Here is a 26,532-nt window from a genome sequence, read left to right on the forward strand (position 1 = left end):
CGCCGCCTCGGTCAAATCAGTCAATAGACAAGGAGATACAGTGGATTCCCGGCTCAATGCTTTTCTTGAACGCGCCGAAGCGGTGCTGGCCCGCCTGGAGCCTTTGCTTCCGGCGCCGCGCCAGACTATCGACTGGTCGCACAGCCTGGCCGCGCGCTGGGTGCGCGAAGGTCGCAGCGGCTACTTGCTGCCCCTTGAGGTCAGCCTGGACATGCGCCTGTCCGACCTGATCGGCGTCGACCTGCAGCGCGACCAGTTGGGGCGTAACACCCGCCAGTTCATCGACGGCCTGCCGGCCAACCATGCCTTGCTCTGGGGCTCGCGCGGCACCGGCAAATCGTCCCTGGTGCGGGCCTTGCTGGCCGAGTATGCCGATGCCGGCCTGCGCCTGATCGAGGTCGAGCGCGATCATCTGGGCGATCTGCCGCGCCTGGTCGAGCAACTGCAGGCCTTGCCGCAGCGTTTTGTGCTGTTCTGCGACGACCTGTCGTTCGAGTCGGGCGAGGGCGATTATCGCGTGCTCAAGAGCGTGCTCGACGGCTCGCTGGAGCAGGCGCCTGACAATGTGCTGCTGTACGCGACCTCCAACCGCCGCCACCTGGTGCCGGAAAAGGAAAGCGACAACCTCAACTGGCAGCGCGTCGACGGTGAGCTGCACCCCAGCGAAGCGGTGGAAGACAAGATCGCGTTGTCGGACCGTTTCGGCCTGTGGCTGTCGTTCTACCCCTTCACCCAGACCCATTACCTGGACGTGGTCGAACACTGGATCGGCCAGTTGGCCACCCAGGCCGGCCTGAGCTGGCAGCGCGACGAGGCGCTGGATATCCTGGCGGTCCGTTGGGCCACCGGACGCGGTAACCGTAACGGGCGCTGTGCCTATCAGTTCGCGCGCTACTGGGTGGGCCTGCAACTGCTGGAGCAACGCGCATGATCGACCTCAGCGAAGCCGGTGATGGCCTGCAAGGCTACGCCCTGCTGGCAGCCCAACTTGAATCCTTGCTGGCCGACGAGCGCGATTTCATCGCCAATGCGGCGCAGTTTTCCGCCTTTCTGTACACCCAGCTCGACAATCTCAACTGGGCAGGCTTCTACCTGAACCGCAGCGAAGAACTGGTGCTGGGGCCGTTTCAGGGACAGATCGCGTGCGTGCGCATTCCCTTTGGGCGAGGCGTATGCGGCACCGCTGCCCAGAGCCGCCAGACCCAGCGGGTCGAAGACGTGCATGCCTTTGCCGGGCATATCGCCTGCGACAGCGCATCGAACAGCGAGCTGGTGGTGCCGTTAATCAAGGACGGGCATCTGATTGGCGTGCTGGACCTGGACAGTCCGGCTCTGGGGCGATTCAGCGTGCAGGACCAGGAGGGCATCGAGCGCCTGGCGGCGATCTTCCTGCAGGCCAGCGACTGCTGAGCCTGGCAGCCGTGCGCAGGCAGGGTCTGCGCATGGCAACAGACCCTGGGGATCATCAGTCGTAGATGACCTTCTTCTTCCATTCGGTCTGCTCGGCGTCGGCCTTGAGGCCTTCGGTCAGGGCATTCTCGTCGTTTTCGGTCGGGGCCGTGTTGGTCAGCACGATCGAATTGACCCGCGCCAGTTGCTTTTCCATGATCGCCAACTGGTTCTGGTAGGTCACAGGGTCCGGCTGGTTGCGCAGGTAATTCACGCCGCGCTCGAATGCCAGGCGCGCCTGACCGGGTTGCTCCTGGTTCATGGCTTCCTGGCCGAGCGTATTGAAGAACTCGATATGCAGCAGCACCAGGATGTGGCGAATCTCACGGATCCAGTGCTTGGCTTCACTGGTGTGCAAAAAGCCGTCATGCGCCGCGCGGGTGACCTGTGCGTGCAAGGCTTCAAGCAAAAAACGCACATCCTTGGCCGTGGCTTCGGTCTGGATGGCAATGACCGGGTTGGTGATCGGAATCGCCTCGCCCTTGGCAATCAATTCTTCGAGCTCCTCGGTGCGGAACTTGAGCTGGTCATTGGTCTTTTCAATGTTCAGCATGCGTTGCACCACATTAAGCTCAAGGCGGGTCAGCAGCAGCTTGAGGGCCGGGCTCATCAGTTGCCCTGGGAAGGTTTCACTGATTTCCGAGCAACGACGCAGGCGGTCGTTGAGTTCGACTTTATGGCGTGCCTTGTCCAGCTTTTTGTTCTCAGCCACATGGTTCAGGTAACCGATTGCTATAAGCAGTGCGATACCCACCAGTACGAGCACCGTGATCATGAGTGGTGTCACTGTGCAGACCTCTTTTTTAGTCCAGGTAATTAATGGCGAGTGTAGTGGCTAAGCACTATCGCGCCTAGATGTTGTTATCCGCAGGCCCACTTAAATCTTGATGCTGGCCGTCACCCGAGGCGACATGCGGTTGGACCGTCAATCATCACGAAGTAATTGATTTAAATAAATTTTCACAAGGGGGTTGACGACCTTCCGATCCATCCATAGAATGCGCGCCACTTGCAGCGTAAAGCACACAGCGAAGCGCAGCAAGGAGTGAAGTTGTAGCGTGTCCCCTTCGTCTAGTGGCCTAGGACACCGCCCTTTCACGGCGGTAACAGGGGTTCGAGTCCCCTAGGGGACGCCATTATGCGGGAATAGCTCAGTTGGTAGAGCACGACCTTGCCAAGGTCGGGGTCGCGAGTTCGAGTCTCGTTTCCCGCTCCAGTTTCAAGCAGTTCTGCTCACGCAGGGCTGGTGAAAACAGAAAATGACCGCTTGTCATTTTCTGGTTAGTTTGAAACATAGTGATATGTTTCGGGCAACGTCCCCTTCGTCTAGTGGCCTAGGACACCGCCCTTTCACGGCGGTAACAGGGGTTCGAGTCCCCTAGGGGACGCCATCTATGCGGGAATAGCTCAGTTGGTAGAGCACGACCTTGCCAAGGTCGGGGTCGCGAGTTCGAGTCTCGTTTCCCGCTCCAAATTTGGCCTTGAAGCTTTATAAGTTTCAGGTAAAAGAAATGCCCTGACGCGTTCAGGGCATTTTCTTTTGAATGAATCGTTCAGCGATTTATTCTGAATGTTGTAAAGGTCCATGTACGGATCGGCATCAAGCGGGAATAGCTCAGTTGGTAGAGCACGACCTTGCCAAGGTCGGGGTCGCGAGTTCGAGTCTCGTTTCCCGCTCCATATTCGCAGTTGAATGATTCAATCGTCAGTTGCACAAGAAAGGGCCCCTCCAGGGGCCCTTTTTTCGTTGTGCTGCAAATGACAGTGCAGCCCGGTATCAGCGGCCGCCATGCCAGCCCAACTGGCTGGAAATCTGCTGCGTCGCCGCCATCAGTTGCTTGACGTAGTCCTGCTTGAGCTCCTCACGAAAGCGAAAGCACGGGAAGGACACGCTCAGGCCGCCGATCACATGACCAAAGCGGTCGCGGATCGGCGCAGCCAGGCAGCGCATGTTGTCCTCGAATTCTTCATGGTCTTCGGCGTAGCCCAGGTCGCGCACTGTCTCCAGTTCCTGCAAGTAGGCCTCGATGCTGGTCAGGGTATTGGCCGTGCGCCGCTCGAAGCTTTCCTCGTGCAAGTGGGCCAGCAACTCGGGTTGCTCCAGCCAGGCCATCAGCACCTTGCCGATACCGGTGCAGTACAGCGGCGCCCGGCGCCCGATGCGCGAATACATCCGCAGGTTGTATTTGGAGTCGATCTTGTGCACGTAGACGATGCTGCCTTCATCAAGAATCCCCAGATGCACCGTCTCGCTGGTCAGTTCATTGATGCGGCGCATCCCCGGTTCCGCCTCACGGACGATGTCCAGATGGGGCAGGGCCTGGGCGCCCAGTTCAAACAGCCGCACGCTGAGCCGATAGCGGTCCTCGGCATCCTGCACCACATAGCCACGGGCCTTGAGCGACTGCAGGAAGCGATAGACCGTGCTTTTGGACATGTCCAGTTTTTGTGCGATCTCCGATACGCCACTTTCTTCGGGGTGCTCGGCCAGCGCCTCGAGCACGGCCATCGTGCGGCCGACGGCAGAGACCAGTTCATTGTTCTGGAGGGTGCTGTTGTCCATGAAGGCTCCAACGGAAACGAAAACCAGAGGATATACGCTGGCGCATCAAAACGCTGTTTCATTTTTCTTGACGATGGGCCAAATCCGATTAAACTCGGCCTCACAAGCTTAAAATGAAACGCCGTTTTAAAAATAACAAAGGCGCGCAGTGATGACGATAATGACAGGGCGATGCCCGCAAACCGTTCCATCTCGCCCGCTCAAGGTGGCTCTGGTCGGCGAGTGCATGATTGAAATGCGTGGCGACCCGGCCTCGGGGTTCAGCCAGACCTTCGGCGGCGATACGCTCAATACGGCCGTTTACCTGTCCCGGTTGAGCCCGGCCAGCCATCTTGTGACTGACTACATCACCGCCCTGGGCGCCGACAGCTTCAGTGATGCCATGCGCCAGCTGTGGCGCACTGAAGGCGTCGGTGACCGGCATGTGCGGGTGATCGACGGCGCCCTGCCGGGGCTGTACTTCATCCAGACCGATGCCCAGGGCGAGCGCCGCTTCCTGTACTGGCGTGGTGAGGCCGCCGCGCGGCAAATGTTCGACGGCCCCCAAGGCGACGGCTTGCTGGAAACCCTGGCCGATTATGACTACCTCTACCTGAGCGGCATCAGCCTGGCGATCCTCACCGCCACCGGCCGCGAGCGCCTGTTTCAGGCCCTGCGCCGCGCCCGTGAGTCGGGTACGCGTCTTGTCTTCGACAACAATTACCGTCCGCACCTGTGGCCTGATGCCGAGGCGGCGCGCCAGGCCTATGTCGAGGTGCTGCGCCTGACCGATCTTGCCCTGATCACCTGGGAAGACGATGCCTTGCTGTTCGGCTACGCCGATGCCGAGGCGCTGTTCGAGGCCTATGCCGGCTTTGGCGTAAGCGAAGTCGCGCTCAAGCGTGGCGAGGCGGCCTGCCTGATCCAGTGCGCGGCAGGACGCCTCGAGGTGCCCGCCGAGCAGGTGCGGCAGATCGTCGACACCACCGCGGCCGGCGACTCCTTCAGCGCGGCCTACCTGGCGTGTCGCCTGCAGGGCGGTGATCCGTCACTGGCGGCGCGCTGGGGCCATCGCCTGGCCGCTCAAGTGGTGCAGCACCGCGGTGCGCTGATCCCGCGCGCCGCCATGCCCAACCTTGCCCTGCCTTTATTTTCTTCTGCCGTCGAGGCCTGATCCCCATGAAAATCATCGAAGCCCGCGTCATCGTCACCTGTCCGGGTCGCAACATGATCACCCTGAAAATCGTCACCGACTCGGGCCTCTATGGCATCGGCGATGCGACCTTGAACGGCCGCGAGCTGGCCGTGGTCGCCTACCTTGAAGAGCACGTCCTGCCGGCGCTGATCGGTCGCGATGCCCAGCGCATCGAAGACATCTGGCAATACCTGTACCGCGGCGCCTACTGGCGCCGTGGCCCGGTGACCATGACCGCGATTGCCGCCGTCGACATCGCCCTGTGGGACATCAAGGCCAAGGCCGCGCAGATGCCGCTGTACCAGTTGCTCGGTGGCAAGAGCCGCGAGCGGGTCATGGTCTACGGGCATGCCACCGGCAAGGACATCGAAGGCTGCCTGGATGAAGTGGCCCGTCATGTCGAGCAAGGCTACAAAGCGGTGCGCGTGCAGTGCGGGATTCCCGGGATCGCCACCACCTATGGCGTGGCCAAGCGCAGCGGCGAACGGTACGAACCGGCCGACAGCAACCTGCCTGCCGAGCACGTCTGGGACACCGCCAAATACCTTAACCACGTGCCCAAGCTGTTTGCTGCCGTGCGCGAGCGCTTCGGCGATGACCTGCACATCCTCCACGACGTGCACCACCGCCTGACGCCTATCGAAGCGGGGCGCCTGGGCAAGGCGGTCGAGCCCTTCAACCTGTTCTGGCTCGAAGACTGCACCCCGGCCGAAAACCAGGAAGCCTTCCGCCTGATCCGCCAGCACACCACCACACCGCTGGCGGTAGGCGAAGTGTTCAACTCCATCCATGACTGCCGCGAGCTGATCCAGGAGCAGTTGATCGATTACATCCGCGCCACCCTGGTGCATGCCGGCGGCATCACCCATGTGCGGCGCATTGCTGATTTTGCCGCGCTCTACCAGGTGCGCACCGGCTTTCATGGCGCCACCGACCTGTCGCCGGTGTGCATGGGCGCGGCCCTGCATTTCGACACCTGGGTGCCCAACTTCGGCATCCAGGAGCACATGCCCCATGACGAACGCATCGACGAAGTCTTTCCCCATGCCTACCGCTTTGAAGACGGCCACTTCACCCCCGGCGAAACGCCGGGGCATGGCGTCGACATCGACGAAGCGCTGGCAGCCAAGTACCCCTACAAACGCGCCAGCCTGCCGGTCAACCGCCTGGAAGACGGCACGCTCTGGCACTGGTAAGCGCCGTCGCACCGATCAATAACGACAACAGCACAGGGCGCCAGCCGCCCTGTCAGGAGTGAGCGATGAAAGCTTTTCAAGTAAAAGCGCCTTTCGAGTTCGACCTGGCACAGGTCGAGTCGCCGCAGGTTGCACCGGGTGAGGTCAAGGTCAATGTGGCCTACGCCGGTATCTGTGGCTCGGACCTGCACATCATCCACGGCCAGAATGCCTTTGTGCGCTTTCCACGGGTGACCGGCCATGAGTTCTCCGGCGTGGTCAGCGAAGTGGGCGAGGGCGTCGAACACCTCAAGGTCGGCGACCGGGTTTGCATCGACCCGGTCATCAGCTGCGGCACCTGCTACCCGTGCCGCATCAACCGGCCCAATGTCTGCACGCGCCTGCAAGTGATCGGCGTACACCGCGACGGTGGTTTCAGCGAGCAGGTCTGCGTGCCGGCCGACAACGCCCACCGCCTGCCCGATTCGTTGCCCCTGAGCCATGCCGCCCTGGTAGAGCCTTACACCATCGCCCTGAACGTGCTCGACCGCATGCAGCCGCATCCGGGCGACAGCCTGTTGATCTACGGTGCCGGTGTGATCGGCCTGACCCTGGTGCAGATGGCCCGCGCCTTGGGCATGACCGACATCACCGTGACCGACGTCATTGATGCCCGCCTGGAAACGGCCCAAGCGCTGGGTGCCACCCGTGTGCTCAACGGCAAGGACATCGATGTCGAGGCGCACATGCGTGAAGCGACCGGCGGCGAAGGCGTGCCGCTGATTGTCGATGCCGCCTGTATCCCGGCATTGATGCCGCAAATGGTGCGCCTGGCCTCGCCGGCCGGCCGTATCGGCCTGCTGGGCTTCAACACCGTGCCCAGCGACCTGGTGCAGCTGGAAATGATCAAGAAAGAGCTGACCCTGGTGGGCTCGCGGCTGAACAACCGCAAATTCCCGGCAGTCATGGCATTGATTGCCAGCGGCAAATTACAGGTGCGGGACTTGATCAGCCATCAGGTCAGTTTCGACGAAATGCCGGCGGCCATCAGCCTGATCGAAAACCACCCCGAGCAGACCCGCAAGGTGCTGGTCGAGCTCGACAGCACCCACGCATAACGCCCTATAGAGATTCGTGCCCTTGCGGGCACCCTCACCGAATAAACACAAGAAGCGGGAGGTTTACATGTTTGGTCAAGGTCGCACGTTAATCATCATCATGCTGTTCCTGGCAGGCGTCATCAACTACCTGGATCGCTCGGCATTGTCCGTGGCCGCCCCGTTCATCCAGAAGGACTACGGTCTGAGCACGGGTGAAATGGGCATGATCTTCAGTAGCTTTTTCGTCGGCTACGCGGCGTTCAACTTCATCGGTGGCTGGGCGGCCGACCGCTACGGTGCCAAGACCACGCTGCTGCTGGCGATGGTGCTGTGGTCGCTGTTCAGCGGGCTGACGGTGCTGACCGTCGGCTTCGTCACGCTGGTCATCATCCGCATCCTGTTCGGCATGGGCGAAGGCCCCTTGAGCGTGACCACCAGCAAGATGGTCAACAACTGGTACACGCCCAAGCAGCGGGCGCGGGCGCTGGGCACCTCGATGTCCGGCACGCCATTGGGCGGCGCGATCTCCGGGCCGGTGGTGGGCTTTATCGCCATCAGCTACGGCTGGAAGATCTCGTTCATCATCATCATGCTCCTGGGCCTGGTGTGGGCGGTGGTCTGGTACAAGTTCGTCAAGGACAAGCCCGACGGCAAGGTGGCCGAAGAAATCCGCAGCGCCGAACAACAGAGCGAAGTGTCGTCGCTGCCGGTGCACCCGCTGCGTTACTACCTCAAGCAACCGACAGTGCTGTTCACCGCCCTGGCGTTCTTTTCCTATAACTACACGCTGTTCTTTTTCCTGACCTGGTTCCCCAGCTACCTGACCATGGCCCACGGCCTGAACGTCAAGGACATGAGCATCGCCACGGTCATTCCCTGGCTGCTGGGCTTCCTGGGCCTGGCCCTGGGCGGGTTCATCTCCGACTTCGTGTTCAAGAAGACCGGGCGGATCATGTTCTCGCGCAAAGTGGTGCTGGTGACCTGCCTGTTGCTGTGCGCGGTGTGCATCGCCATGGCCGGCCTGGTCAAGACCCTGTACCCGGCGGTCATCCTGGTGGCCTTTGCGGTGTTCTTCCTGTACCTGACCGGCGCGATCTACTGGGCGATCATCCAGGACACCGTACCGGCTGCGCGGGTCGGCGGCGTCAGTGGCTTCATGCATTTCCTGGCCAACACCTCGGGCATCATCGGCCCGACCCTGACCGGCTTTCTGGTGCAGTTCACAGGGTCGTTCACCAGTGCGTTCCTGCTGGCCGGGCTGCTGACCGTGATCGGTGCGGTGTGCGTGGCGCGCTACGTGCGACCACTGTCTGCGAGTGACAGCGGTGCTTCGCCTGCCCAGGCACAACCGGAGTCGGCCCTGAGCCGTCCGTAACTGCCATGAACACAAGGAACCTATCGATGCCTGTCGTCAAACGTGTGCCCTCTGCCGGCGTTGCCGCGCAGATCGGTATCGTGCACCTGGGCCTGGGGGCGTTTCACCGCGCCCATCAGGCGGTCTACCTGCAACGCCACCTCAACCGCCACGGCGCCAGTGACTGGGGGCTGTGCAGCGCCAACCTGCGCTCGAACCGGACGCTGGTCGACCAGTTGCGCGAGCAGGACGGGCGCTACCACGTGGCCGAATACCGCGACCGCGAGCAGGTGACGCTGCGGGAAATCGGCGTGCTGCGCCAGGCCCTGTATGTGGGCGAGGGCGGCCAGGACCTCGAAGCGCTGTTGCAGCGCATGGCCGCGCCGCAGACCCGGATTGTCACCCTGACCGTCACCGAGAAGGGCTATTGCCTGAGTCCGGCCACCGGGCAATTGCGCCTGGACGACCCGACCATCGCCCATGACATCGCTCATCCGCAGGCCCCGCGTTCGGCGCCCGGCATTGTCTTGGAAGCCCTGCGCCGGCGCCGCGCTGCGGGCGTTGCGGCCTTCACTGTGTTGTGTTGCGACAACATGCCCGACAACGGCCAGCGCACCCGCCAGGCGGTGAGCGCCCTGGCCGGGCAACAGGATCAAGGACTGGCTCAATGGGTCAACGAGCACGTGGCGTTTCCCGGCTGCATGGTCGACCGCATCGTACCGGCCATGGATGACGAATCCTTCGAGCGACTGGCGCAGCAAATGGACTGCAACGACCCGGCGGCCGTGGTCTGCGAACGCTTCAGCCAGTGGGTGATCGAGGATCACTTCCCGCTCGGACGCCCGGACTGGGAAGTGGAGGGCGTGCAGATGGTCGAAGACGTGCGCCCGTTCGAAACCATGAAGCTGCGCATGCTCAACGGCAGCCATTCCTTGCTGGCCTACATCGGTGTGCTGGCTGGCCACGAAACCGTGGCCGAGGCCATGCTCGATGCCGACCTGGCACGCTTCATCGAGTGCTACATGACCCGGGAGGCAGTACCGACGCTGGACATGCCGGCCGGCATCGACCTGACGGTCTATGCCCATGACCTGACCGCGCGCTTTGCCAACGACAGCCTGCAACACCGCCTGCGCCAGATCGCCATGGACGGCTCGCAGAAACTGCCGCAGCGCTGGTTGCTTGGCGCCCGGCACTTGCTCGATGACGGACGTGGCATTGCCTGCACCGCGCTAGGCATCGCCGCCTGGATTCATTACTGCACCCGCTCGGTGCCGGGCGCCTCGACGCCTGTGATCGACGACCCGTTGCGCGCCACGTTTGCCCGACTGGCCGAGCAATTCGAAGGCAGCTCGCGGGTGGACGCCTTTCTCGACCTGGAAGAGGTGTTCCCGGTCGCGTTGTCCGACCAGAGTGTGTTTCGCCAGGCGGTGCAGGCCGCCTACAGCGCCTTGCTGCGCGATGGCATGGGGCCGCTGCTGCGCGCCTTTGCCGCATCCAACCCACAATAAGAGGAAAAGCACATGGAACAGACATGGCGCTGGTTCGGCCCCAAGGACCCGATCTCCCTGGCAGACGTACGCCAGACCGGGGCGACCGGCATTGTCACCGCCTTGCACGAAATCCCCAACGGCGCGGTCTGGCCGGTGGAGGCCATCGTGGCGCGCAAGCAATTGATCGAAGCGGCCGGCCTGACCTGGTCGGTGGTCGAAAGCATTCCGGTGCACGAGGACATCAAGCGCGGCTGCGGCCGGCGTGACGAGTACATCGCCAACTACCAGCAAAGCGTGCGCAACCTGGCGAGCTGCGGCATCGACATCGTGTGCTACAACTTCATGCCGGTGCTGGACTGGACCCGCACCGACCTGGCCTGGGAACTGGCCGATGGCGGCTGGGCCCTGCGCTTCGACCAGACCGCCTTTGCCGCCTTCGACCTGTTCATCCTCCAGCGCCCCGGCGCCGAGGCCGAGTACAGTGCCGAGGACATCCGCCAGGCCCGGGACTACTTTGAGCAACTGACCCCGGCGCGCACCGAAACGCTGGTCAACACCTTGATCGCCGGATTACCGGGCGCCGAGGAGCACTACAGCCTGGACGACTTCCGCGCCTTGCTGCGCACCTACGCCGACATCGACGAAGCCCGCTTGCGCGAACACCTGGCGTATTTTCTGCGGGCGGTGATTCCGGTGGCCGAGCAGGTGGGCGTGCGCATGGCGATCCACCCGGACGACCCGCCGCGTGCCTTGCTGGGCCTGCCGCGCATCCTGTCCACGGCCACCGATGCCCAGTGGTTGCTCGACGCCGCCCCCAGCCCGGCCAATGGCCTGACGTTCTGCACCGGCTCCTATGGCGTGCGCGAAGACAATGACCTGGTGGCCATGGCCAGGCAGTTTGCGCCCCGCATCTATTTCACCCACCTGCGCTCGACCCGCCGCGAGGCCGACCCGCGCAGCTTCCACGAGGCTCATCACCTGGACGGCGACGTCGACATGGTCGGGGTCATCGGTGCGCTGGTCGAGGAAGAATGCCGACGTGAACGCGAAGGCGGCCCGCGCCTGCCGCTGCGCCCTGATCACGGGCACCAGTTGCTCGACGACCAGCACCGCCAGAGCAACCCCGGCTACTCACTGATCGGCCGCCTCAAGGGCCTGGCAGAAATCCGCGGCGTCGAACTGGCCGTCAGATCAAACATGGGGCCGGCGTAGGAGCGCGCTTGCCCGCGACCGGCTGCGTTAGCAGTCGTAAATTTGTGGCGTTTCGCAGATTTCTGCGAGCGCTGCGCACTCGGTCGCGGTGGTCGAGCGCGCTCCTACCGCGTTAGCAGTCGTAAATTTATGGCGTTTCGCAGATTTTCGCCTATGAATACATTCAAAATCTCGAAAACGCTGAAATTTTACGACTGCTGACGCAGCCGGTCGCGGGCAAGCGCGCTCCTACCTGGTCTGCGGTTCAGTCTGGCCGGCCGGCGTTGCTGTCATCCGGCTCCAGCGCCTTGAGCCAGCGGTTTTCCGAGCGGCTCAGGTGCTGGCGCATGGTGGTCTGGGCGCCGAGTACATCCTTGCTGGCGACGGCGCGCAGGATGGCTTCGTGCTCGACCACCGCCGCTTCCCAGGTCAGGGTATTTTCAGCGTGTTTGCTCAGGTGTGCCGAGAGCGGGGTGTGGCGTTCATCGAACAGGGCGGTGATGATCCTGACCAGCGCTGAATTGCCACTCATGCTCGCCAGGCGCTGGTGAAACTTGCGGTCGTCCTCCAGCGGCGGCAGGCCGTCGGCGATGCTGGCGCGCATGGCATCGATGCATGCCTGCAGGTAGCGGTAGTCGCTTTTCTTGCCATGCAGGCAAGCCAGGATCACCGACTCGCCCTCGATCAGCGCGCGGGCTTGCATCAATTCCGAAGGACTCTCGCCCAGCGTGGCAGTGCGGTTGTGTGCGCCGGCGGCCTGGGCGCGCACGTACACGCCCGAGCCCATCTTGATCTCGACCCCACCCTCGATTTCCAGGGCGATCAGCGCCTCGCGCAGCGACGGCCTGGAAACCCCCAGCAACTGCGTCAGGTCACGCTCCGGGGGCAGCCTGGAACCGGGCTTGAAATCCCCCTGGGCGATGTAATCACGCAACTGGTCGGCAATTTTCTGGTACGGCTTGCGCTCGGCAGGGGAGATCGGTGCGGCCATCGATACGGCGTCCATCAAGGATTTTGCGCAGGCTACTACAGTGGCTCGCCGCTCACATCACGGCTTACATCACGGCGCCCATCTGCCAGGGCAGAAACTCGTTGTCGCCCAAGCCGTTTTCCTCGCTGCAACTGCGCCGTCCCGAGGCGGTGTCGAGCATCAGCCGCAACAGGCGCTCACCGGCCTGGGCCACCGACTCCTGGCCATCGATGATGGTGCCGGCATTGAAGTCCATGTCCAGCGTCATGCGCTGGAACAGGCCGGTGTGGGTGGCGATCTTCAAGGATGGTGTGGGCTTGCAGCCGTAAGTCGAACCACGGCCGGTGGTGAAGCAGATCAGCGTGGCGCCGCCGGCCACTTGTCCGGTGGCCGACACCGGGTCGTAGCCGGGCGTGTCCATGAATACCAGTCCCTGGGCCCGGACCGTTTCGGCGTAGTGATAAACGCCCATCAGGCCGGTGGTGCCGGCCTTGGCCACCGCGCCCAGGGATTTCTCCAGAATGGTGGTAATGCCCCCGGCCTTGTTGCCCGGCGACGGGTTATTGTTCATGTCGCCGTGGTGCTGGCGCACGTAGTCTTCCCACCAACGGATGCGTGTCATCAACCGGTCGGCAATGTCGGGCGAGGCGGCGCGCGCGGTCAGCAGGTGTTCGGCGCCATAGATTTCCGGCGTCTCCGACAGGATCGCCGTGCCGCCCTGGCGCACCAGCAGATCGACCGCCGCCCCCAGCGCCGGGTTGGCGCTGATGCCTGAGTAACCGTCCGAGCCGCCGCATTGCAGGCCGACGGTCAAGTGCCGGGCCGGCACAGTGGTGCGCCGCAAGCGATCAATCACGGGCAGCATCGCTTCGACCTGGGCGATGCCCGCGGCGACGGTTTCCCGCGTACCGCCAGCTTCCTGAATGATCAGGCTGGCCTTGAGCAGGGCCGGGCGCTCGCCGAGTTCTTCCATCAGCGGTGTCAACTGGTTGACCTCGCAGCCCAGGCCGATCAGCAGCACGCCGGCAAAGTTGGCGTGGTCGGCATAGCCGCGCAGGGTGCGCTTGAGCAGCTCGATGCCGTCACCTTGCGCGCCCATGCCACAGCCACTGCCGTGGGTAATGGCGACCACGCCATCGACGCCGGGAAAATCCTTGAGCCGCTCGCTGGAGAAGGCGTTGGCGATCTGTTTGCAGGCCGTGGCCGAGCAGTTGACGCTGGCAATCACGCCAATGTAATTGCGTGTGCCGACGCGGCCGTCCTCGCGCACATAGCCTTCGAAGGTGGCCGTCGCCGGGTCGGGCACCGTGGGCACATAGATGCTCTGCATGTGTTGTTCGGTGCTGATGGCGGGCATGTCCAGGTTATGCACATGAACATGGTCGCCCGGCACGATGTCAGCGGTGGCCAGGCCAATGCCCTGTCCGTACTTGAGGACGCGCTGGCCGGCCGCAACCGCGCGCAGAGCGATCTTGTGCCCGGACGGCACGGTCTGGCGAGCCGTCAGCGTGACGCCGTCGGCGCACAACGGATGACCGGCGGCGATATCGCCCCGGGCCACGGCAACATCGTCACCGGGTGTCAGGACCAACAGGGTCGGTGCAGTGCTCATCAGGGCCTCTCCTAACACTCGATGATGGCTTTGACCACGCCTTGGCTGGGGTCGAGCAAGGTGGCGAACGAATGGGCCACGTCATCCAGCTTCAGTCGATGGGTGTTGAGCGCCGCATCCGGGATCAGGCCCTCGCGCAGGCACTGCTCGACATGGCGGAAGTCTTCCGGTGTGGCGTTGCGGCTGCCCATCAGTGTGGCTTCACGCTTGTGAAATTCAGGGTCCGAGAAGGTGATGGAGTCGCGCACCACTGAAATCATCACGTAGGTGCCGCCATGGGCGATGAACTCGAAGCCACGTTCCATGGCCTTGGCATTGCCGGTGGCATCGAACACCACGTCGAAGAAATCGCCCTCGGTCAGTTGCGCCAGGGTGTCCTTGTCGCCTGCACCGATTTTCACCGTCGCGTGGAGGTTCAAATGTTGCTTGCAGAACGCCAGTCGATCGTCACGGGTGTCCAGCACCGTGACCTGTGCCCCGCGCAGGCGAGCGAAGATCGCCGCCGCCATGCCGATCGGGCCGGTGCCGACCACCAGCGCACGTTTGCCAGCCTCGATAGCAGAGCGCCGCACGGCGTGGGCGCCGATCGACAGGAATTCAATCATCGCCGCCTGGTCCAGAGAGATGCCCTCGGCCTTGTGCACGAAGGCATGGGGAATGCTCAGGTACTCGGTAAAGGCACCGTCGCAATGCACTCCCAGCACCTGAATGCGCGTGCAGCAGTTGGTCTTGCCCTGGCGGCAGGCGATGCAGGTGCCGCAAGACAGGTAGGGCATCACATAAACGACATCGCCCACGGCCAGGTCGCTTTCGCTGTCGGTCTGCTCGACCACGCCCGAGAACTCATGACCCATCACTCTTGGGTAATCGAGGTAGGGCTGGTTGCCGGTGAAAATGTGCAGGTCGGTGCCGCAGACCCCGACGCGCTTGATGCGGATCAGCACCTCGCCAGGCTGCCTGTGCGGTTTGTCACGGTCGATGGCGGTCAGTGAACCGGGTTCGTCACAGATGACAGTCAGCATGTCATGGCTCCTTGGCAGGTGGTCGGGCGAGGGAAGTGAAGCGATACGGCAGGGCGGCGGGCACCCGGCGAATGGGGAGTCTGCATGGTCAGGCGATCTCTTTTTTGTTGTAGGCAGGCAATGACCTGCGCGCACGATCAAGGCCTGACGCTACACGGCGATCCCTATATTGGCAATACCAATTAATTTATTTTCAAATTGGACTGACCACTTTTGGCCAGCGCCACAAGCCCCTGGTAGGAGCGCGCTTGCCCGCGACCGAGTGCGCAGCGCTCGCAAAATCTCGGAAACGCCACAAATGTACGACTGCTAACGCAGCCGATCGCGGGCAGAGCCCCCTCTCACAGGTCCCATGTTTGCTGAGCGACAGCGTGCCGCTTGCCGGCGACCGAGTGCGCAGCGCTCGCAAAATCTGCGAAACGCCACACATTTACGATTGCTAACCCATCAGAGATCTATGAAACGCCACAAATGTACGACTGCTAACGCAGCCGGTCGCGGGCAAGCGCGCTCCTACCAGGGATGAATCTGATATCCAGTAAAATCAGTAGATTATTTTGATGGCATCACCGCTCAAGTCGCAGGCCGCACGAGGTCAAGCAGGTTGTCCCTGGATTTCAGGCTCTGCAGGATGATGTCCGAGCGGATGTCGGTCACCCCTGGCGTGGCATGCAACTGGTTGACGATGAAGTCGGTGTAGTGGCTGAGGTTGCGCGCCCGTACCCGCAGCAGGTAGTTGCTGGCGCCGGTGACGATGTAGGCGTCGGCCACCTCCGGCCAGCGTTGCACCGCCTCGATGAAGCGTTCGTGCCAGCCCTCCATGTCCTGGCGGACATTGACGTTGACCATCGCATGCACCTCGATCCCCAGCCGGGCCGGGTCCAGGCGCACGCCGTAGCCGGCGATCACCCCGTCGCCTTCCAGGTTGCGCAACCGGCGCAGGCAGGCCGAAGGCGACAGCGAGACCTTCTCGGCCAGGTCCTGGTTGCTCATGCGGCCGTCCTGGTTCAGGCACGCCAGAATGCGCAGATCGATACTGTCCAGTTTCATGTGGTGCAAGATCCTTCGGTTTTGAATTGTTTATTCGAATAATCTGTGAATAAAACGCCTTGGCGCGCGCAGTTAGCAAGATAATTCTGTTCCCTCGCAGATAAAATTCTGTACAGGCTGCCTTGGGAGCAAAACAACAATGAAGCAGGAAAACCTCTGGTGGGACATCAGCCCGCCACTGAACACCCAGACCCCCACCTGGCCCGGCGACACGCCGTTTCAGGAGGAGCGCGTCTGGACCGTCGGGCCGCAATGCCCGGTCAATGTCGGGCGCATCACCCTGTCGCCGCACACCGGTGCGCATGTCGATGCGCCCTTGCACTACAGCGAGCACGGCCTGCCGATCGGCGAGGTTTCGCTGGACCTGTACATGGGCCCGTGCCGGGTGATCCATTGCCTGGGCAGTGGTGCGCTGGTCGAACCGGCCGATGTCGAACATGCGCTGACCGCTGTCCCCGCTCGTGTCCTGTTGCGCACTTATCAGCACGCGCCGTTGACTGAATGGGACCCGGACTTTACCGCCGTGGCGCCAGACACCATTGCCTTGCTGGCCCGCCACGGCGTGCGCCTGATCGGCATCGACACCCCGTCGCTGGACCCGCAGAACTCCAAGACGCTGGACGCCCACCACACCGTCGAACGGCTGGAAATGGCAATCCTCGAAGGCATCGTCCTGGATGCCGTGGCCGAAGGTGACTACGAACTGATTGCCTTGCCCCTGCGTTTTTCTCACCTGGACGCCAGCCCCGTGCGCGCCGTCTTGCGCCCCCTGAAAGGATAAACCCCATGGCTACACAACAGCATTTGCGCGAGCTTGACCTCGCCGACCCCCTGGCGGCGTTGCGCGACGAGTTTGCCTTGCCCGAAGGCGTGATCTACCTGGACGGCAACTCGCTGGGCGCCCGTCCCAAGGCGGCGCTGGCGCGGGCCACACAGATGATCGAGCAGGAGTGGGGCGAAGGCCTGATCCGCAGCTGGAACACCGCGCAGTGGAGCACCTTGTCGGCGCGCCTGGGCGACAAGCTGGCGCCGTTGATCGGTGCCGACAGCGGCGAGGTGGTGATCACCGACACCACCACCGTCAACCTGTTCAAGATCCTCGCAGCCGGGCTGCGTATCCAGGCTGAGCGCGCGCCACAGCGCAAGATCATCCTGTCCGAACTGCACAATTTTCCCGCCGACCTGTATGTCATCGAAGGCCTGGCCGACCTGCTGCAGCAAGGCTATGAGCTGCGTCTGATCGAGCGGCCTCAGGACCTGCCGGGCCTGCTGGACGACCAGGTGGCGCTGGTGCTGCTGACCCACGTCAACTACAAGAGCGGCCACATGTACGACATGACCGCGACCACCGGACTGATCCACCAGCACGGTGCCCTGGCGCTGTGGGACCTGGCGCATTCGGCCGGTGCGGTGCCGGTGCAATTGAAGGCCGCCAACGCCGACTACGCCATCGGTTGCACCTACAAGTACCTCAACGGCGGCCCCGGTTCGCCGGCCTTCGTCTGGGTCTCGCCGCAGCTGTGCGATCAGGTCTGGCAGCCGCTGTCGGGCTGGTGGGGCCATGCCCGGCAATTTGCGATGGAGCCGCACTATGCGCCGGCTTCCGGCATCACCCGCTACCTGTGCGGCACCCAGCCGCTGGTGTCGCTGGGCATGGTCGAGTCCGGGCTGGATATCTTTGCCAAAACCAGCATGCAGGCACTGCGCAACAAGTCGCTGGCGCTGACCGATCTGTTCATCGAACTGGTCGAAGCGCGCTGCAAGGACCACCCACTGACCCTGATCACGCCGCGTGACCACGCCCAGCGCGGCAGCCATGTCAGTTTCGAACACCCTGAAGGCTATGCCGTGGTGCAGGCACTGATTGCCCGTGGCGTGATCGGTGATTACCGCGAACCGCGAATCATGCGTTTTGGTTTCACCCCGTTGTACACCTCGTTCCAGGACGTCGGGGCGGCGGTGCAGGCGCTGGTCGAGGTGCTCGACAGCCAGCAGTGGCGCGAGCCGCAATTCCAGACCCGTCACTCTGTCACTTGAGGATCGCCCCATGAACCAATGCCCATACTCCCAGGCCGGTGCCACCGAACAGTGGCACGATGCCAGGCTGGATTTCACTGACGCCATGACCTATGGCGATTACCTGGACCTCAAGCGTGTCCTCAGCGCCCAGCACCCGTTGTCCACGGACCACAACGAGTTGCTGTTCATCATCCAGCACCAGACTTCCGAGCTGTGGATGAAGCTGATGCTGCACGAGCTGCGTGCAGCCCGTGAGCAGCTCAAGCTCAACGACCTGCCACCGGCATTCAAGATGCTGGCACGGGTGTCGCGCATCTTTGATCAGCTGGTGCACGCCTGGACCGTGCTGGCGACCATGACCCCCAGCGAGTACGTGGCCTTTCGGCCCTCACTGGGGCAGTCGTCGGGCTTCCAGTCGTTCCAGTATCGCGAAATCGAATTCATCCTGGGCAACAAGAGCGTGCCGCTGATGCAGCCGCATGCGCACCGGCCTGAGCTGGTCAGCGAGCTGCAAAAGACCCTGGAAGCGCCATCGCTCTACGACGAAGCCATCCGCCTGCTGGCCATGGCCGGGCTGGACATCAGCGAGGAGCGCCTGGCGCGCGTATCAACCACGCGCACGCTGCACGACGACTCGGTGGAAGCGGCCTGGAAAGTGGTCTATCAACACCCGCACCAGTACTGGGACCTGTACCAGTTGGCCGAGAAATTCATCGACCTGGAGGACTCGTTCCGGCAATGGCGTTTCCGCCATGTGACCACGGTCGAACGCATCATCGGTTTCAAGAAAGGCTCCGGTGGCACCGAAGGGGTCGGCTACTTGCGCAAGATGCTCGACACCGAACTGTTCCCCGAACTGTGGAGCCTGCGCTCGACCCTCTGACCTTGCTGCACTGTCTCAATGGCCTGTCGTGCCCGGCACGGCAGCGTGATCGCCAATAATAATAAAGGTCCACCCATTATGAGTTCTGATCATCAACCGGCCGGGCTCACGCGCGGCCTGAGCAGTCGTCACATTCAACTGATCGCCCTGGGCGGCGCCATCGGCACCGGCCTGTTCCTGGGCTCGGCCGGGGTGCTGAAAACCGCCGGCCCCGCCATGATCCTGGGCTACGCCATCGCCGGCCTGATCGCCTTTCTGATCATGCGCCAGCTGGGCGAAATGGTGGTACAGGAGCCGGTGGCCGGCTCCTTCGGCTATTTCGCCACCCAGTACTGGGGCCGCTTTGCCGGTTTCCTGTCGGGCTGGAACTACTGGATGATGTACGCCCTGGTGTGCATGGCCGAACTGACGGCGGTGGGCAAATACGTGCAGTTCTGGTGGCCGGACATCCCGATCTGGGTCAGCGCGGCGGCCTTCTTCGTGCTGGTCAACCTGATCAACCTGACGAATGTGAAAGCCTTCGGCGAGACCGAGTTCTGGTTTGCGATCATCAAGGTCTTCGCCATCGTCGGCATGATCGCCCTGGCCAGTTACCTGCTGGTCAGCGGCACCGGCGGCCCCCAGGCGTCGGTCAGCAACCTGTGGGCGCATGGCGGCTTTTTCCCCAATGGCGTGGGCGGCATGCTGATGGCGATGGCGTTCATTCTGTTTGCCTTTGGCGGCATGGAAATGGTCGGCATCACCGCCGCCGAATCCGAGAATCCGCGGCGGGTGATTCCCAAGGCAATCAACCAGGTGGTGTACCGCATCATCATTTTCTATGTCGGCGCCCTGACCCTGCTGCTCTCGCTGTACCCGTGGGACCAGTTGTTGCTCAGCCTGTCGGCGTCGCAGGACGCCTACGGCGCCAGCCCGTTCGTGAAGATCTTTTCGCTGATCGGCAATGACGTCGCCGCCCATGTGCTCAACTTCGTGATCCTGACTGCCGCCTTGTCGGTGTACAACAGCGGTGCCTATTGCATGAGCCGCATGCTGTTCGGCCTGGCCGAGCAGGGCAATGCGCCAAAGGTGTTCCTCAAGGTCAACCGCCGCGGTATTCCGGTGCCGGCTGTCATGGCCAGCGCGGCGATCACCGGGGTGTGCCTGCTGATCAATTACCTGGTGCCGGGTAACGCCTTCGAACTGATGATGACCCTGGCGGTGTCGGCCCTGCTGATCAACTGGGTGATGATCACCCTGACCCACCTGCGCTTTCGCCGGGCGATGAACATCAGGGGCGAGGCCCTGTATTTCCGGGCGTTGTGGTACCCGTTCGGCAATATCCTGTGCCTGGCATTCATGGCCATGATCCTGGTCATCATGCTGATGATTCCCGGCATCCGCGTGTCGGTGTTCATGATCCCGGTGTGGATCCTGGCGTTGTGGTGTGTGTTCCGTTTCAGGAAGCCACCACCGCGTGACGTCAAAGCCGAATCCCTGGCTTCACAGGCCTCTTGACCGGCATCGACCTATGAGTTCTGCGAGGTGTGCCGCCCAGGCGGCTTTGCTAGTCTCCGGTGGACCGCGCGCCAGGAGGCGGCGGGTTGCCTGAGCGGTGTCGAGTGTGCGGCTCCAGTCGTGAAGAAGCCGACGGCGAGCCACATGCGGTCCAGGCTTTCTTGCATGAATGGAGACTGCACACCATGAGAACCCGAGAACTCAGAACCCTGATCAATGACACCCTCAACCGGTTGTTTGCCTATCTTGAAGCACAGCAGCCCCGGCACGGGCGCGTGGTCAGTCCCAAATCACGCGCGGTTTATCTCAATGAGCAAGGCGAACTCGATGAAGGCCAGATGAACGAAGTCGAGGGCGGCAAAGGCTTTCCCGGCACCGCCGCCGGCTACAAGGATCCCGACGCCCCGGATGATGTCGCCGGCAAGACCCCGCCTGCCGATGGCTTCATCGCCAGCGGCGGGCATACCGATGCACGCCTGAAGCTCAATCAGCCCGGCAGTCACTGGCCCAAACACCCTGTCAGCCCCGATTCGACCCTGACCGTGGAATGGAACTACTCCAGGCCGCACAAGACCCGCCGCTGGACCTACTGGATCACCCGGGACGGCTGGGATTCGGGCCAGCAATTGGTCAGGGCGCACTTCGAGGACGAGCCCATCCATGTCGTGCTCAATGATTACCAGCCTTATTGGGGCGATGAAGCCGAGGAGCAACTGATGGCGCGAAACCCTACGGTCCACGAAGTGCCTCTGCCCCGGCGTCAGGGCCATCATGCCTTGCTGGCAGTGTGGAACGTGGCCGACACCGAGGCGGCGTTTTATCAGGTCATTGACCTGGACTTCACCGACGACGCTGCCTGAGGGCCCTTCGTTCAGAACCGGTCCAGCCGATAGGGCTTCAGCGCCGGCCGGTCGGTCACCGATGGCTGTAGCAGGGCGGCCACCCATTCGGCCGTCAGCGCTGCCTGGGTCAACCCCAAGTGCTGATGGCCGAAGGCAAGCAGGACCCGGCCGTTTTCCAACCGGTCAATGACCGGCAGCGAGTCCGGCAGCGAGGGACGAAACCCCATCCACGGCGTGGCGCCCTCGACACTCAGTGCCTGGTTGAACAGGCCCTGGCTCAAGCGGTGCAGTTGCCAGGCCCGTGCCATGTTCGGCGGGCGCTCAAGTCCGGCGAATTCCACCGTGCCGGCCAGGCGCAATCCAGCGGCCATGGGCGTCATGATGAACCGGCGCTCCAGCGAGGTGACCGCAAACGGCAGGCGCGCGTGCTCGTGGGGCAGCATCAAGTGATAGCCGCGCTCGGTGTCCAGCGGCACGCGCTTGCCGGTCAGGGCCTGGGTCAGGGGCGCCGAATGCGCGCCGCAGGCAATCAGCACCCGCTGCGCCGCCAGCGGGCCCTGACCGGTCGCCAGCGACACGCCGCCCGCATGCAGGTGCCCGCCGCTCACCTCGCGTTGCATGAACTGCACGCCACAGCCTCTGGCTGCCTTGACCAGTGCGTCGACCACACCCAGCGGGTCGATAAAGTGCCCGGTGGCCGGAAAGAACAGACCGCCTTGCAGGTGCTCGCTCAAGTGCGGCGCGGCATCGCGCACCTGGCTGGTTGCCCAGTACTCGACCGGCACCTGCTGTTGGCGCAGGCGTGCCTGCAAAGCCTCGACGGCCGGGCGCGAAGCGCTGTGCTCGAACATCAGCAATGAGCCGTCGTGCCGAAACAGCTCGGGCTGGCCGATGCTCGCCAGCAGGCGCTGCCAGGCCGCCAGGCTGCCTTCATTGAGTGTACGCAGGCCGGCCACCGTACGCTGGAACGGCGCCGGCCGCAGGTTCAGCAGCAGGCGCGTGAACCAGGGCAGGGCGCGTGGCAGGTACTTCCAGTCCAGGCGCAGCGGCCCCATCGGGTCGGTGAGCATGGCCGGCAGGCGCTTGAGAATCGACGCATCGGCGATGGGAAACACCTGTTCGGTGGCCAGGTGCCCGGCATTGCCGAACGAGGCGCCCTGGCCGGGCGCCTGGCGGTCGACCACCACCACGCGCAGGTTCTGCCGCGCCAGTTGCAGGGCGCAGGCGACGCCGACAATGCCGGCACCGACCACAACGACGTCTGCTGGATCAGAGGCCGCCATCGGGGCGTTCATCAAGCCACATTCTGCGCGACGGACCACTGCGCGTACCACTGGCGAAACAGCGCGTACTGTTGTTCGGCATAACCACGCTGGGCGTCGCTCAGTGCATCGGTGGCGTTGAAGTGCAGGCTGTACTCGAGGTCGCCGTTAAGCACCATCAGGTACTTGTAGTACAGCACCAGGTCGGTGCCTTCGTCGAAGGACGACAGCACCTGCAGTGCGCTGGCCAGTTCCTCGGCCTGGCGCCTGGCCAGCGCATCGCCTCGGACAGCCTGCTTGCTCAGTTCGACCAGGTGCAGCACTTCGCGTGGCAGCGCGTTGCCGATCCCGGTGATCGCGCCGCTGGCGCCGCAGTTGACGAAGCCATGCACCACCTGGGTGTCGACGCCGGCCATCAGGATCACCTCGTCGTCCTGGGAGGTGATGTGCTCGGCGGCGTAGCGCATGTCGGCGGCCCCGCCAAACTCCTTGAAGCCGATCAGGTTCGGGTGCTGGCGCCGCAGCTTGAAGAACAGCTCGGCACGGGTGACAAAGCCGTAGTAGGGGCTGTTGTAGATCACCGCCGGCAGCGCGGGCGCTGCCGCCAGAATGGCCGAAAAGTGCGCCTCCTGTGCAGCCGGCGAGGCCCCGCGCGACAACACCCGCGGGATGACCATCAGGCCCTGGGCCCCCACCTGCGCGGCATGGGCGGCGTGGGCGATCGCTTCGCGGCTGTTGACCGCGCCGGTGCCGACGATGGTCGGCACGCCTGCGGCGACCAGGCGCGCCACACCTTGCTGGCGCTCGGCTTCGGTCAGCAACGGCCAGTCGCCCATCGAGCCGCAATACACCACGGCCCGCATGCCCAGTTCGATCAGCTCTCGGCCCTTGCGCACCAGCGCGTCGAAGTCCGGCGTGCGCCTGGCGGTGCAGGGGGTCATCAGGGCCGCAATAGTGCCGGTGAAAATATCAGTGTTCATCATCGTTCCTCACAGGCGGCCCGGCGGCGAACCGCGCAGGCGTTGAAGACAAAGGTGGGGCGGGGCTTCAGATACCCCAGGCAAACGGATCCTGCTCATCGATCAGCAGGGTGCTGTCGGCGGTCATGTAGGCGCGACCGGTGATCAATGGCCGCACCTGCTCGCCGTCCCATTCGTACCGGGCCTCGAACTGGCTGCCGGTGATGCTCGCCTGCACCCAGCGCTCACCCGCGGCCAGCGTGCCGTCGGCGGCCAGGCAGGCCAGCTTGGCGCTGGTGCCGGTGCCGCACGGCGAGCGGTCGTAAGCCTTGCCGGGGCACATGACGAAGTTGCGGCTGTCGGCCTGCTCGTCGTCGGCAAACAGCTCGATATGATCGATCACGGCATTGTCGGCACCGTAGATGCCCTGGTCTTGCAGGGCCTGGAGCATCTTCCAGGTCAGGTCGGTCAGGCGTTCGGCATTGCTCAGTTGCAGGGCCTGGCCATGCTCGCTGACCAGAAAGAACCAGTTGCCACCCCAGGCAATGTCGCCGTGGAACAGGCCGTAGCCGGGCACCTCGACGGCCACCTGGCGGCGGTAGCGGTACGACGGCACATTGGCCACGGTCACCGCGCCATCGTCATGCAGGGTGGCGGTGACCGTGCCCACCGGCGTGTCGATCCGATGCTCACCCGGCGCGATCCTGCCCAGGTGATGCAAGGAAGCGATCAGACCGATGGTGCCGTGGCCGCACATGCCCAGGTAGCCGGCGTTGTTGAAGAAGATCACCCCGCACACCGCGTCGGGCGACACGGGCGCGCAGTACAGTGCGCCGACCAGCACATCATTGCCGCGCGGCTCCAGCAGGCAGGCGCGGCGCCATTGATCGTGCGTCTCGCGCAAGGCATCGCGCTGTTCGGCCAGGGTCGCGCCGGCCAGCGGTGGAAAGCCGTCGAGCACCAGGCGGGTCGGTTCGCCGCCGGTGTGGGAGTCGATGACACGTAGCTGCTTCATGCAGGAATCCTTCACCCGCAAGGGCAGGGCGGGTGTGCTCATACAGTGCACCGCCACGCCCTGTGGCGCTTGAGGCTTTTCATCAATGTCGATGACGAAATCGGCACAGTTGTGCCAACCGGCTGTCATGCTCGACAAGGCCGCCAGCGCCGGGCAAGCTCGGAGTCTGCGCCGTGATCAGGCGCCCGAGCCCGAAGGATGACGAGCCATGATGCAACCTGCGCTGGCGGCGCTGAGCCAGGAAAACGCAGCGCAACGCCCCGACAGCCTTGACCAGGTGCTGGTCGGTGCCCAGGCGCTCTTGCCCTTGCTCGATGCCATCCCCAACGCCGTGATCTTCATCAAGGACGTGCAGGCCCGTTACCGCCTGGCCAACCACACCCTGGTGCAGCGCTGCGGGTTCAGGCACCTGGCGCCATTGCTGGGCAAGACCAGCACCGAGGTCTTTCCGGCACCGTTCGGTGGCGGCTACACCGAGCAGGACCTGCGTGTGCTGGAAAAGGGCCTGGTGCTGGACGACCAGCTCGAGCTGCACCTGTACGGCAGCCGCCAGCCCGGTTGGTGCCTGACCCACAAGCGTCCGTTGTACAACCGCGACGATGACATCATTGGCCTGGTGGGCATTTCCGTCGACCTGCAATCGGCCAGCGACAGCCACCCGGCCTACCAGCGCCTGGCCGCCGTGGACGCCTATATCCGTACCCACTTCCAGCGGCCGATCGCCTTGAAGGAACTGACTGGCATCGCCGGCATTTCCGTGGCGCAACTGGAGCGCTACTGCAAGCGGGTGTTCCACCTGACCCCGCGGCAGATGATCCACAAGGTGCGCCTGGAGCACGCCCATCGGCTGCTGTTGACTGACCTGCCGATCACCGAGGTGGCCTTGCAGTGCGGCTACACCGACCACAGCGCCTTTACCCGCCAGTTCAAGACCCTGACCGGTTTTACCCCGCGTCAGTATCGGCAGGCACCCTAAAGCCCTTGGCTGCTGCGAATCAGGGCATAGGCCTGGCGGATGATCGGGTTGACTGCGTTGGGCCTTACCCACAGGTGATAAGTCACGTCCGGCAAGCGCGGCAGGCCGTCGCTTTCACCCAGCACGCGCATGTCCGGGCCGACCATTTCCATGCTGCGCGCCGTGATGCCCAGGCCCGCACGCACCGCCGCCTTGATGCCGATCAGGTTCGAGGCCAGGTAGGCCTGGCGCCAGGCGATATCAGCCTGTTCCAGCGCCTGCAGGGCCATGCGTCGGTAAATGCTCGGCTCGTCGACCAGCACCAGGGGCAGGGGCTGCAGCGGGTCGTGCTGGTAATGCGCGGCGCAGATCCACCACACCGGCGAGGTGCGCAGGGCAAAGCCTTGCAGGTCGGGATCGGTGCGGGTCGAGATAATCATGTCGACCTTGCCACGGTGCAGGTCCTGCATCAGGAACGGGCTACGGCCGACGTCGATTTCCAGGCGCAGGTTCGGTGCTGATCGGGCGATGTGGCTGAGGATCGGCGGCAGGACGGTGTCGGCGATGTCGTGCGGCGAGCCGATGCGCAGCACGCCGCTCAGGGTGTTGTCGCGCAGGGCATTGAGCGCCTCGTCGTTGAGCGCCAGCATCTGTCGGGCGCGGCGCAGCAATTGCCGGCCCGCCTCGGTCAGGGCCTTGTGCCGACCCTGCTTGTGAAACAGCCCCACGCCCACTTGTTGCTCCAGCCGTTGCATGTGCTGGGTCACGGACGATTGCGTGCGGGCCAGGGACTGGCCGGCTTCGGCAAAGCTGGCGTGGTCGGCCACGGCCACGAAGGTGCGCAGCAACTCCAGGTCCAGGATGGATTCAGTCATATCGGCGTCGATTCACATAAGCGGCAGTGTCTGACTAATTAGATATCATTATGTGTTCGTGCGTAAAGGGCT

24 protein-coding genes and 5 tRNA genes are annotated in these 26,532 nt (G+C 63.5%); 19 read left to right on the top strand and 10 right to left on the bottom strand.

Translation table 11 applies throughout. The annotated features are described in order from the left end of the window. Positions 1-40 precede the first annotated feature (40 nt). Positions 41-931, top strand: a complete 891-nt coding sequence (locus ASF84_RS11380; protein ID WP_056838336.1) for an ATP-binding protein — start codon at positions 41-43, stop codon at positions 929-931. Then, entirely contained in the window at positions 928-1,410 is a 483-nt protein-coding gene (locus tag ASF84_RS11385; protein WP_056838338.1) for a GAF domain-containing protein, read from the top strand. Before ASF84_RS11380 ends, ASF84_RS11385 begins: the two co-directional genes overlap by 4 nt. 55 nt (positions 1,411-1,465) lie before the next feature. Here the strand turns inward: ASF84_RS11385 and ASF84_RS11390 are convergent, their stop codons facing one another. Continuing rightward, positions 1,466-2,224, bottom strand: coding sequence for a hypothetical protein (locus ASF84_RS11390; RefSeq protein ID WP_109511973.1), 759 nt, complete (start codon positions 2,222-2,224; stop codon positions 1,466-1,468). A 285-nt stretch (positions 2,225-2,509) separates the two neighbouring features. Here ASF84_RS11390 and ASF84_RS11395 point away from each other — a divergent pair. The 5 genes from ASF84_RS11395 to ASF84_RS11415 all read left to right on the top strand — a co-directional run bounded on the left by ASF84_RS11395 (position 2,510) and on the right by ASF84_RS11415 (position 3,129). Continuing rightward, a tRNA-Glu gene (locus ASF84_RS11395) sits at positions 2,510-2,585 on the top strand. A gap of 4 nt (positions 2,586-2,589) precedes the next feature. Continuing rightward, positions 2,590-2,665: transfer RNA gene (locus ASF84_RS11400), tRNA-Gly, on the top strand. A 99-nt stretch (positions 2,666-2,764) separates the two neighbouring features. After that, a tRNA-Glu gene (locus ASF84_RS11405) sits at positions 2,765-2,840 on the top strand. Between the two features lie 5 nt (positions 2,841-2,845). Beyond that, positions 2,846-2,921, top strand: a tRNA-Gly gene (locus ASF84_RS11410). Positions 2,922-3,053: 132 nt separating this feature from the next. Then, positions 3,054-3,129, top strand: a tRNA-Gly gene (locus ASF84_RS11415). A 97-nt stretch (positions 3,130-3,226) separates the two neighbouring features. Here the strand turns inward: ASF84_RS11415 and kdgR are convergent. Then, positions 3,227-4,012, bottom strand: coding sequence for a DNA-binding transcriptional regulator KdgR (gene kdgR / locus ASF84_RS11420; protein ID WP_056838342.1), 786 nt, complete (start codon positions 4,010-4,012; stop codon positions 3,227-3,229). A gap of 151 nt (positions 4,013-4,163) precedes the next feature. On the opposite strand from kdgR, the gene ASF84_RS11425 reads away from it, so the two are divergent. From ASF84_RS11425 to uxuA, 6 genes are all read left to right on the top strand, one after another. Then, positions 4,164-5,165 carry a sugar kinase gene (locus ASF84_RS11425; protein ID WP_056838344.1) on the top strand — a complete coding sequence of 334 codons (1,002 nt, stop codon included), beginning with the start codon at positions 4,164-4,166 and terminating at the stop codon, positions 5,163-5,165. A 5-nt stretch (positions 5,166-5,170) separates the two neighbouring features. Further along, positions 5,171-6,382, top strand: coding sequence for a D-mannonate dehydratase ManD (gene manD / locus ASF84_RS11430; RefSeq protein ID WP_056838345.1), 1,212 nt, complete (start codon positions 5,171-5,173; stop codon positions 6,380-6,382). A 65-nt stretch (positions 6,383-6,447) separates the two neighbouring features. Further along, positions 6,448-7,479 (top strand): Zn-dependent oxidoreductase, encoded by a 1,032-nt coding sequence (locus ASF84_RS11435; protein WP_056838347.1) that lies wholly within the window; start codon positions 6,448-6,450, stop codon positions 7,477-7,479. A 67-nt stretch (positions 7,480-7,546) separates the two neighbouring features. Then, positions 7,547-8,836, top strand: coding sequence for an MFS transporter (locus ASF84_RS11440; RefSeq protein ID WP_056838349.1), 1,290 nt, complete (start codon positions 7,547-7,549; stop codon positions 8,834-8,836). 26 nt (positions 8,837-8,862) lie between these two features. After that, positions 8,863-10,326 (top strand): mannitol dehydrogenase family protein, encoded by a 1,464-nt coding sequence (locus ASF84_RS11445; protein ID WP_056838351.1) that lies wholly within the window; start codon positions 8,863-8,865, stop codon positions 10,324-10,326. 12 nt (positions 10,327-10,338) lie between these two features. Next, the gene (gene uxuA / locus ASF84_RS11450; RefSeq protein WP_056838353.1) at positions 10,339-11,520 is read left to right on the top strand and encodes a mannonate dehydratase; all 1,182 of its coding nucleotides are present in this window, start codon (positions 10,339-10,341) and stop codon (positions 11,518-11,520) included. Between the two features lie 244 nt (positions 11,521-11,764). Here the strand turns inward: uxuA and ASF84_RS11455 are convergent, their stop codons facing one another. The 4 genes from ASF84_RS11455 to ASF84_RS11470 form a co-directional block, all read right to left on the bottom strand. After that, positions 11,765-12,490 carry a FadR/GntR family transcriptional regulator gene (locus ASF84_RS11455; RefSeq protein WP_056838356.1) on the bottom strand — a complete coding sequence of 242 codons (726 nt, stop codon included), beginning with the start codon at positions 12,488-12,490 and terminating at the stop codon, positions 11,765-11,767. Positions 12,491-12,554: 64 nt separating this feature from the next. Beyond that, the gene (locus tag ASF84_RS11460) at positions 12,555-14,081 is read right to left on the bottom strand and encodes a UxaA family hydrolase (RefSeq protein WP_056838357.1); all 1,527 of its coding nucleotides are present in this window, start codon (positions 14,079-14,081) and stop codon (positions 12,555-12,557) included. A gap of 11 nt (positions 14,082-14,092) precedes the next feature. Beyond that, positions 14,093-15,103: a zinc-binding alcohol dehydrogenase family protein gene (locus ASF84_RS11465; RefSeq protein ID WP_056838359.1), complete on the bottom strand. Its 1,011-nt coding sequence runs from the start codon at positions 15,101-15,103 to the stop codon at positions 14,093-14,095. 573 nt (positions 15,104-15,676) lie between these two features. After that, a complete protein-coding gene (locus ASF84_RS11470; protein ID WP_056838361.1) occupies positions 15,677-16,153 on the bottom strand; it encodes an Lrp/AsnC family transcriptional regulator in 477 nt (158 codons plus the stop codon). 139 nt (positions 16,154-16,292) lie between these two features. On the opposite strand from ASF84_RS11470, the gene kynB reads away from it, so the two are divergent. From kynB to ASF84_RS11495, 5 genes are all read left to right on the top strand, one after another. Next, positions 16,293-16,934: an arylformamidase gene (kynB, locus tag ASF84_RS11475; protein ID WP_056838363.1), complete on the top strand. Its 642-nt coding sequence runs from the start codon at positions 16,293-16,295 to the stop codon at positions 16,932-16,934. A gap of 5 nt (positions 16,935-16,939) precedes the next feature. Next, entirely contained in the window at positions 16,940-18,190 is a 1,251-nt protein-coding gene (gene kynU, locus ASF84_RS11480) for a kynureninase (protein WP_056838366.1), read from the top strand. A gap of 10 nt (positions 18,191-18,200) precedes the next feature. Beyond that, positions 18,201-19,055, top strand: coding sequence for a tryptophan 2,3-dioxygenase (kynA, locus tag ASF84_RS11485; RefSeq protein ID WP_056838367.1), 855 nt, complete (start codon positions 18,201-18,203; stop codon positions 19,053-19,055). Between the two features lie 78 nt (positions 19,056-19,133). Then, positions 19,134-20,552, top strand: a complete 1,419-nt coding sequence (locus ASF84_RS11490) for an amino acid permease (RefSeq protein ID WP_056838369.1) — start codon at positions 19,134-19,136, stop codon at positions 20,550-20,552. Positions 20,553-20,737: 185 nt separating this feature from the next. Continuing rightward, a complete protein-coding gene (locus tag ASF84_RS11495) occupies positions 20,738-21,412 on the top strand; it encodes a lytic polysaccharide monooxygenase auxiliary activity family 9 protein (protein WP_082481555.1) in 675 nt (224 codons plus the stop codon). Between the two features lie 11 nt (positions 21,413-21,423). Here the strand turns inward: ASF84_RS11495 and ASF84_RS11500 are convergent, their stop codons facing one another. The 3 genes from ASF84_RS11500 to ASF84_RS11510 all read right to left on the bottom strand — a co-directional run bounded on the left by ASF84_RS11500 (position 21,424) and on the right by ASF84_RS11510 (position 24,630). Then, positions 21,424-22,689 carry an NAD(P)/FAD-dependent oxidoreductase gene (locus ASF84_RS11500; RefSeq protein ID WP_056838371.1) on the bottom strand — a complete coding sequence of 422 codons (1,266 nt, stop codon included), beginning with the start codon at positions 22,687-22,689 and terminating at the stop codon, positions 21,424-21,426. Beyond that, a complete protein-coding gene (locus ASF84_RS11505) occupies positions 22,689-23,636 on the bottom strand; it encodes a dihydrodipicolinate synthase family protein (RefSeq protein WP_056838373.1) in 948 nt (315 codons plus the stop codon). Before ASF84_RS11505 ends, ASF84_RS11500 begins: the two co-directional genes overlap by 1 nt. A 67-nt stretch (positions 23,637-23,703) precedes the next feature. After that, the gene (locus tag ASF84_RS11510) at positions 23,704-24,630 is read right to left on the bottom strand and encodes a 4-hydroxyproline epimerase (RefSeq protein WP_056839063.1); all 927 of its coding nucleotides are present in this window, start codon (positions 24,628-24,630) and stop codon (positions 23,704-23,706) included. Between the two features lie 208 nt (positions 24,631-24,838). Between ASF84_RS11510 and ASF84_RS11515 the strand changes: the two genes are divergently transcribed. Further along, positions 24,839-25,606, top strand: coding sequence for a helix-turn-helix transcriptional regulator (locus ASF84_RS11515; protein WP_056838375.1), 768 nt, complete (start codon positions 24,839-24,841; stop codon positions 25,604-25,606). On the opposite strand, the gene ASF84_RS11520 is transcribed toward ASF84_RS11515, so the two are convergent. Further along, entirely contained in the window at positions 25,603-26,460 is an 858-nt protein-coding gene (locus ASF84_RS11520) for a LysR substrate-binding domain-containing protein (RefSeq protein ID WP_056838377.1), read from the bottom strand. The genes ASF84_RS11515 and ASF84_RS11520 overlap by 4 nt on opposite strands. Between the last annotated feature and the right edge of the window lie 72 nt (positions 26,461-26,532).

The sequence above is a fragment of the Pseudomonas sp. Leaf127 genome, assembly GCF_001423155.1.
Taxonomy (GTDB): Bacteria; Pseudomonadota; Gammaproteobacteria; order Pseudomonadales; family Pseudomonadaceae; genus Aquipseudomonas; species Aquipseudomonas ovata.

Coding starts and splice junctions, on each gene's coding strand:
- ASF84_RS11385 (WP_056838338.1), top strand. CDS start 928: ATGATCGACCTCAGCGAAGCCGGTGATGGCCTGCAAGGCTACGCCCTG.
- ASF84_RS11390 (WP_109511973.1), bottom strand. CDS start 2,224: ATGATCACGGTGCTCGTACTGGTGGGTATCGCACTGCTTATAGCAATC.
- kdgR (WP_056838342.1), bottom strand. CDS start 4,012: ATGGACAACAGCACCCTCCAGAACAATGAACTGGTCTCTGCCGTCGGC.
- ASF84_RS11425 (WP_056838344.1), top strand. CDS start 4,164: ATGACGATAATGACAGGGCGATGCCCGCAAACCGTTCCATCTCGCCCG.
- manD (WP_056838345.1), top strand. CDS start 5,171: ATGAAAATCATCGAAGCCCGCGTCATCGTCACCTGTCCGGGTCGCAAC.
- ASF84_RS11435 (WP_056838347.1), top strand. CDS start 6,448: ATGAAAGCTTTTCAAGTAAAAGCGCCTTTCGAGTTCGACCTGGCACAG.
- ASF84_RS11440 (WP_056838349.1), top strand. CDS start 7,547: ATGTTTGGTCAAGGTCGCACGTTAATCATCATCATGCTGTTCCTGGCA.
- ASF84_RS11445 (WP_056838351.1), top strand. CDS start 8,863: ATGCCTGTCGTCAAACGTGTGCCCTCTGCCGGCGTTGCCGCGCAGATC.
- uxuA (WP_056838353.1), top strand. CDS start 10,339: ATGGAACAGACATGGCGCTGGTTCGGCCCCAAGGACCCGATCTCCCTG.
- ASF84_RS11455 (WP_056838356.1), bottom strand. CDS start 12,490: ATGGCCGCACCGATCTCCCCTGCCGAGCGCAAGCCGTACCAGAAAATT.
- ASF84_RS11460 (WP_056838357.1), bottom strand. CDS start 14,081: ATGAGCACTGCACCGACCCTGTTGGTCCTGACACCCGGTGACGATGTT.
- ASF84_RS11465 (WP_056838359.1), bottom strand. CDS start 15,103: ATGCTGACTGTCATCTGTGACGAACCCGGTTCACTGACCGCCATCGAC.
- ASF84_RS11470 (WP_056838361.1), bottom strand. CDS start 16,153: ATGAAACTGGACAGTATCGATCTGCGCATTCTGGCGTGCCTGAACCAG.
- kynB (WP_056838363.1), top strand. CDS start 16,293: ATGAAGCAGGAAAACCTCTGGTGGGACATCAGCCCGCCACTGAACACC.
- kynU (WP_056838366.1), top strand. CDS start 16,940: ATGGCTACACAACAGCATTTGCGCGAGCTTGACCTCGCCGACCCCCTG.
- kynA (WP_056838367.1), top strand. CDS start 18,201: ATGAACCAATGCCCATACTCCCAGGCCGGTGCCACCGAACAGTGGCAC.
- ASF84_RS11490 (WP_056838369.1), top strand. CDS start 19,134: ATGAGTTCTGATCATCAACCGGCCGGGCTCACGCGCGGCCTGAGCAGT.
- ASF84_RS11495 (WP_082481555.1), top strand. CDS start 20,738: ATGAGAACCCGAGAACTCAGAACCCTGATCAATGACACCCTCAACCGG.
- ASF84_RS11500 (WP_056838371.1), bottom strand. CDS start 22,689: ATGAACGCCCCGATGGCGGCCTCTGATCCAGCAGACGTCGTTGTGGTC.
- ASF84_RS11505 (WP_056838373.1), bottom strand. CDS start 23,636: ATGAACACTGATATTTTCACCGGCACTATTGCGGCCCTGATGACCCCC.
- ASF84_RS11510 (WP_056839063.1), bottom strand. CDS start 24,630: ATGAAGCAGCTACGTGTCATCGACTCCCACACCGGCGGCGAACCGACC.
- ASF84_RS11515 (WP_056838375.1), top strand. CDS start 24,839: ATGATGCAACCTGCGCTGGCGGCGCTGAGCCAGGAAAACGCAGCGCAA.
- ASF84_RS11520 (WP_056838377.1), bottom strand. CDS start 26,460: ATGACTGAATCCATCCTGGACCTGGAGTTGCTGCGCACCTTCGTGGCC.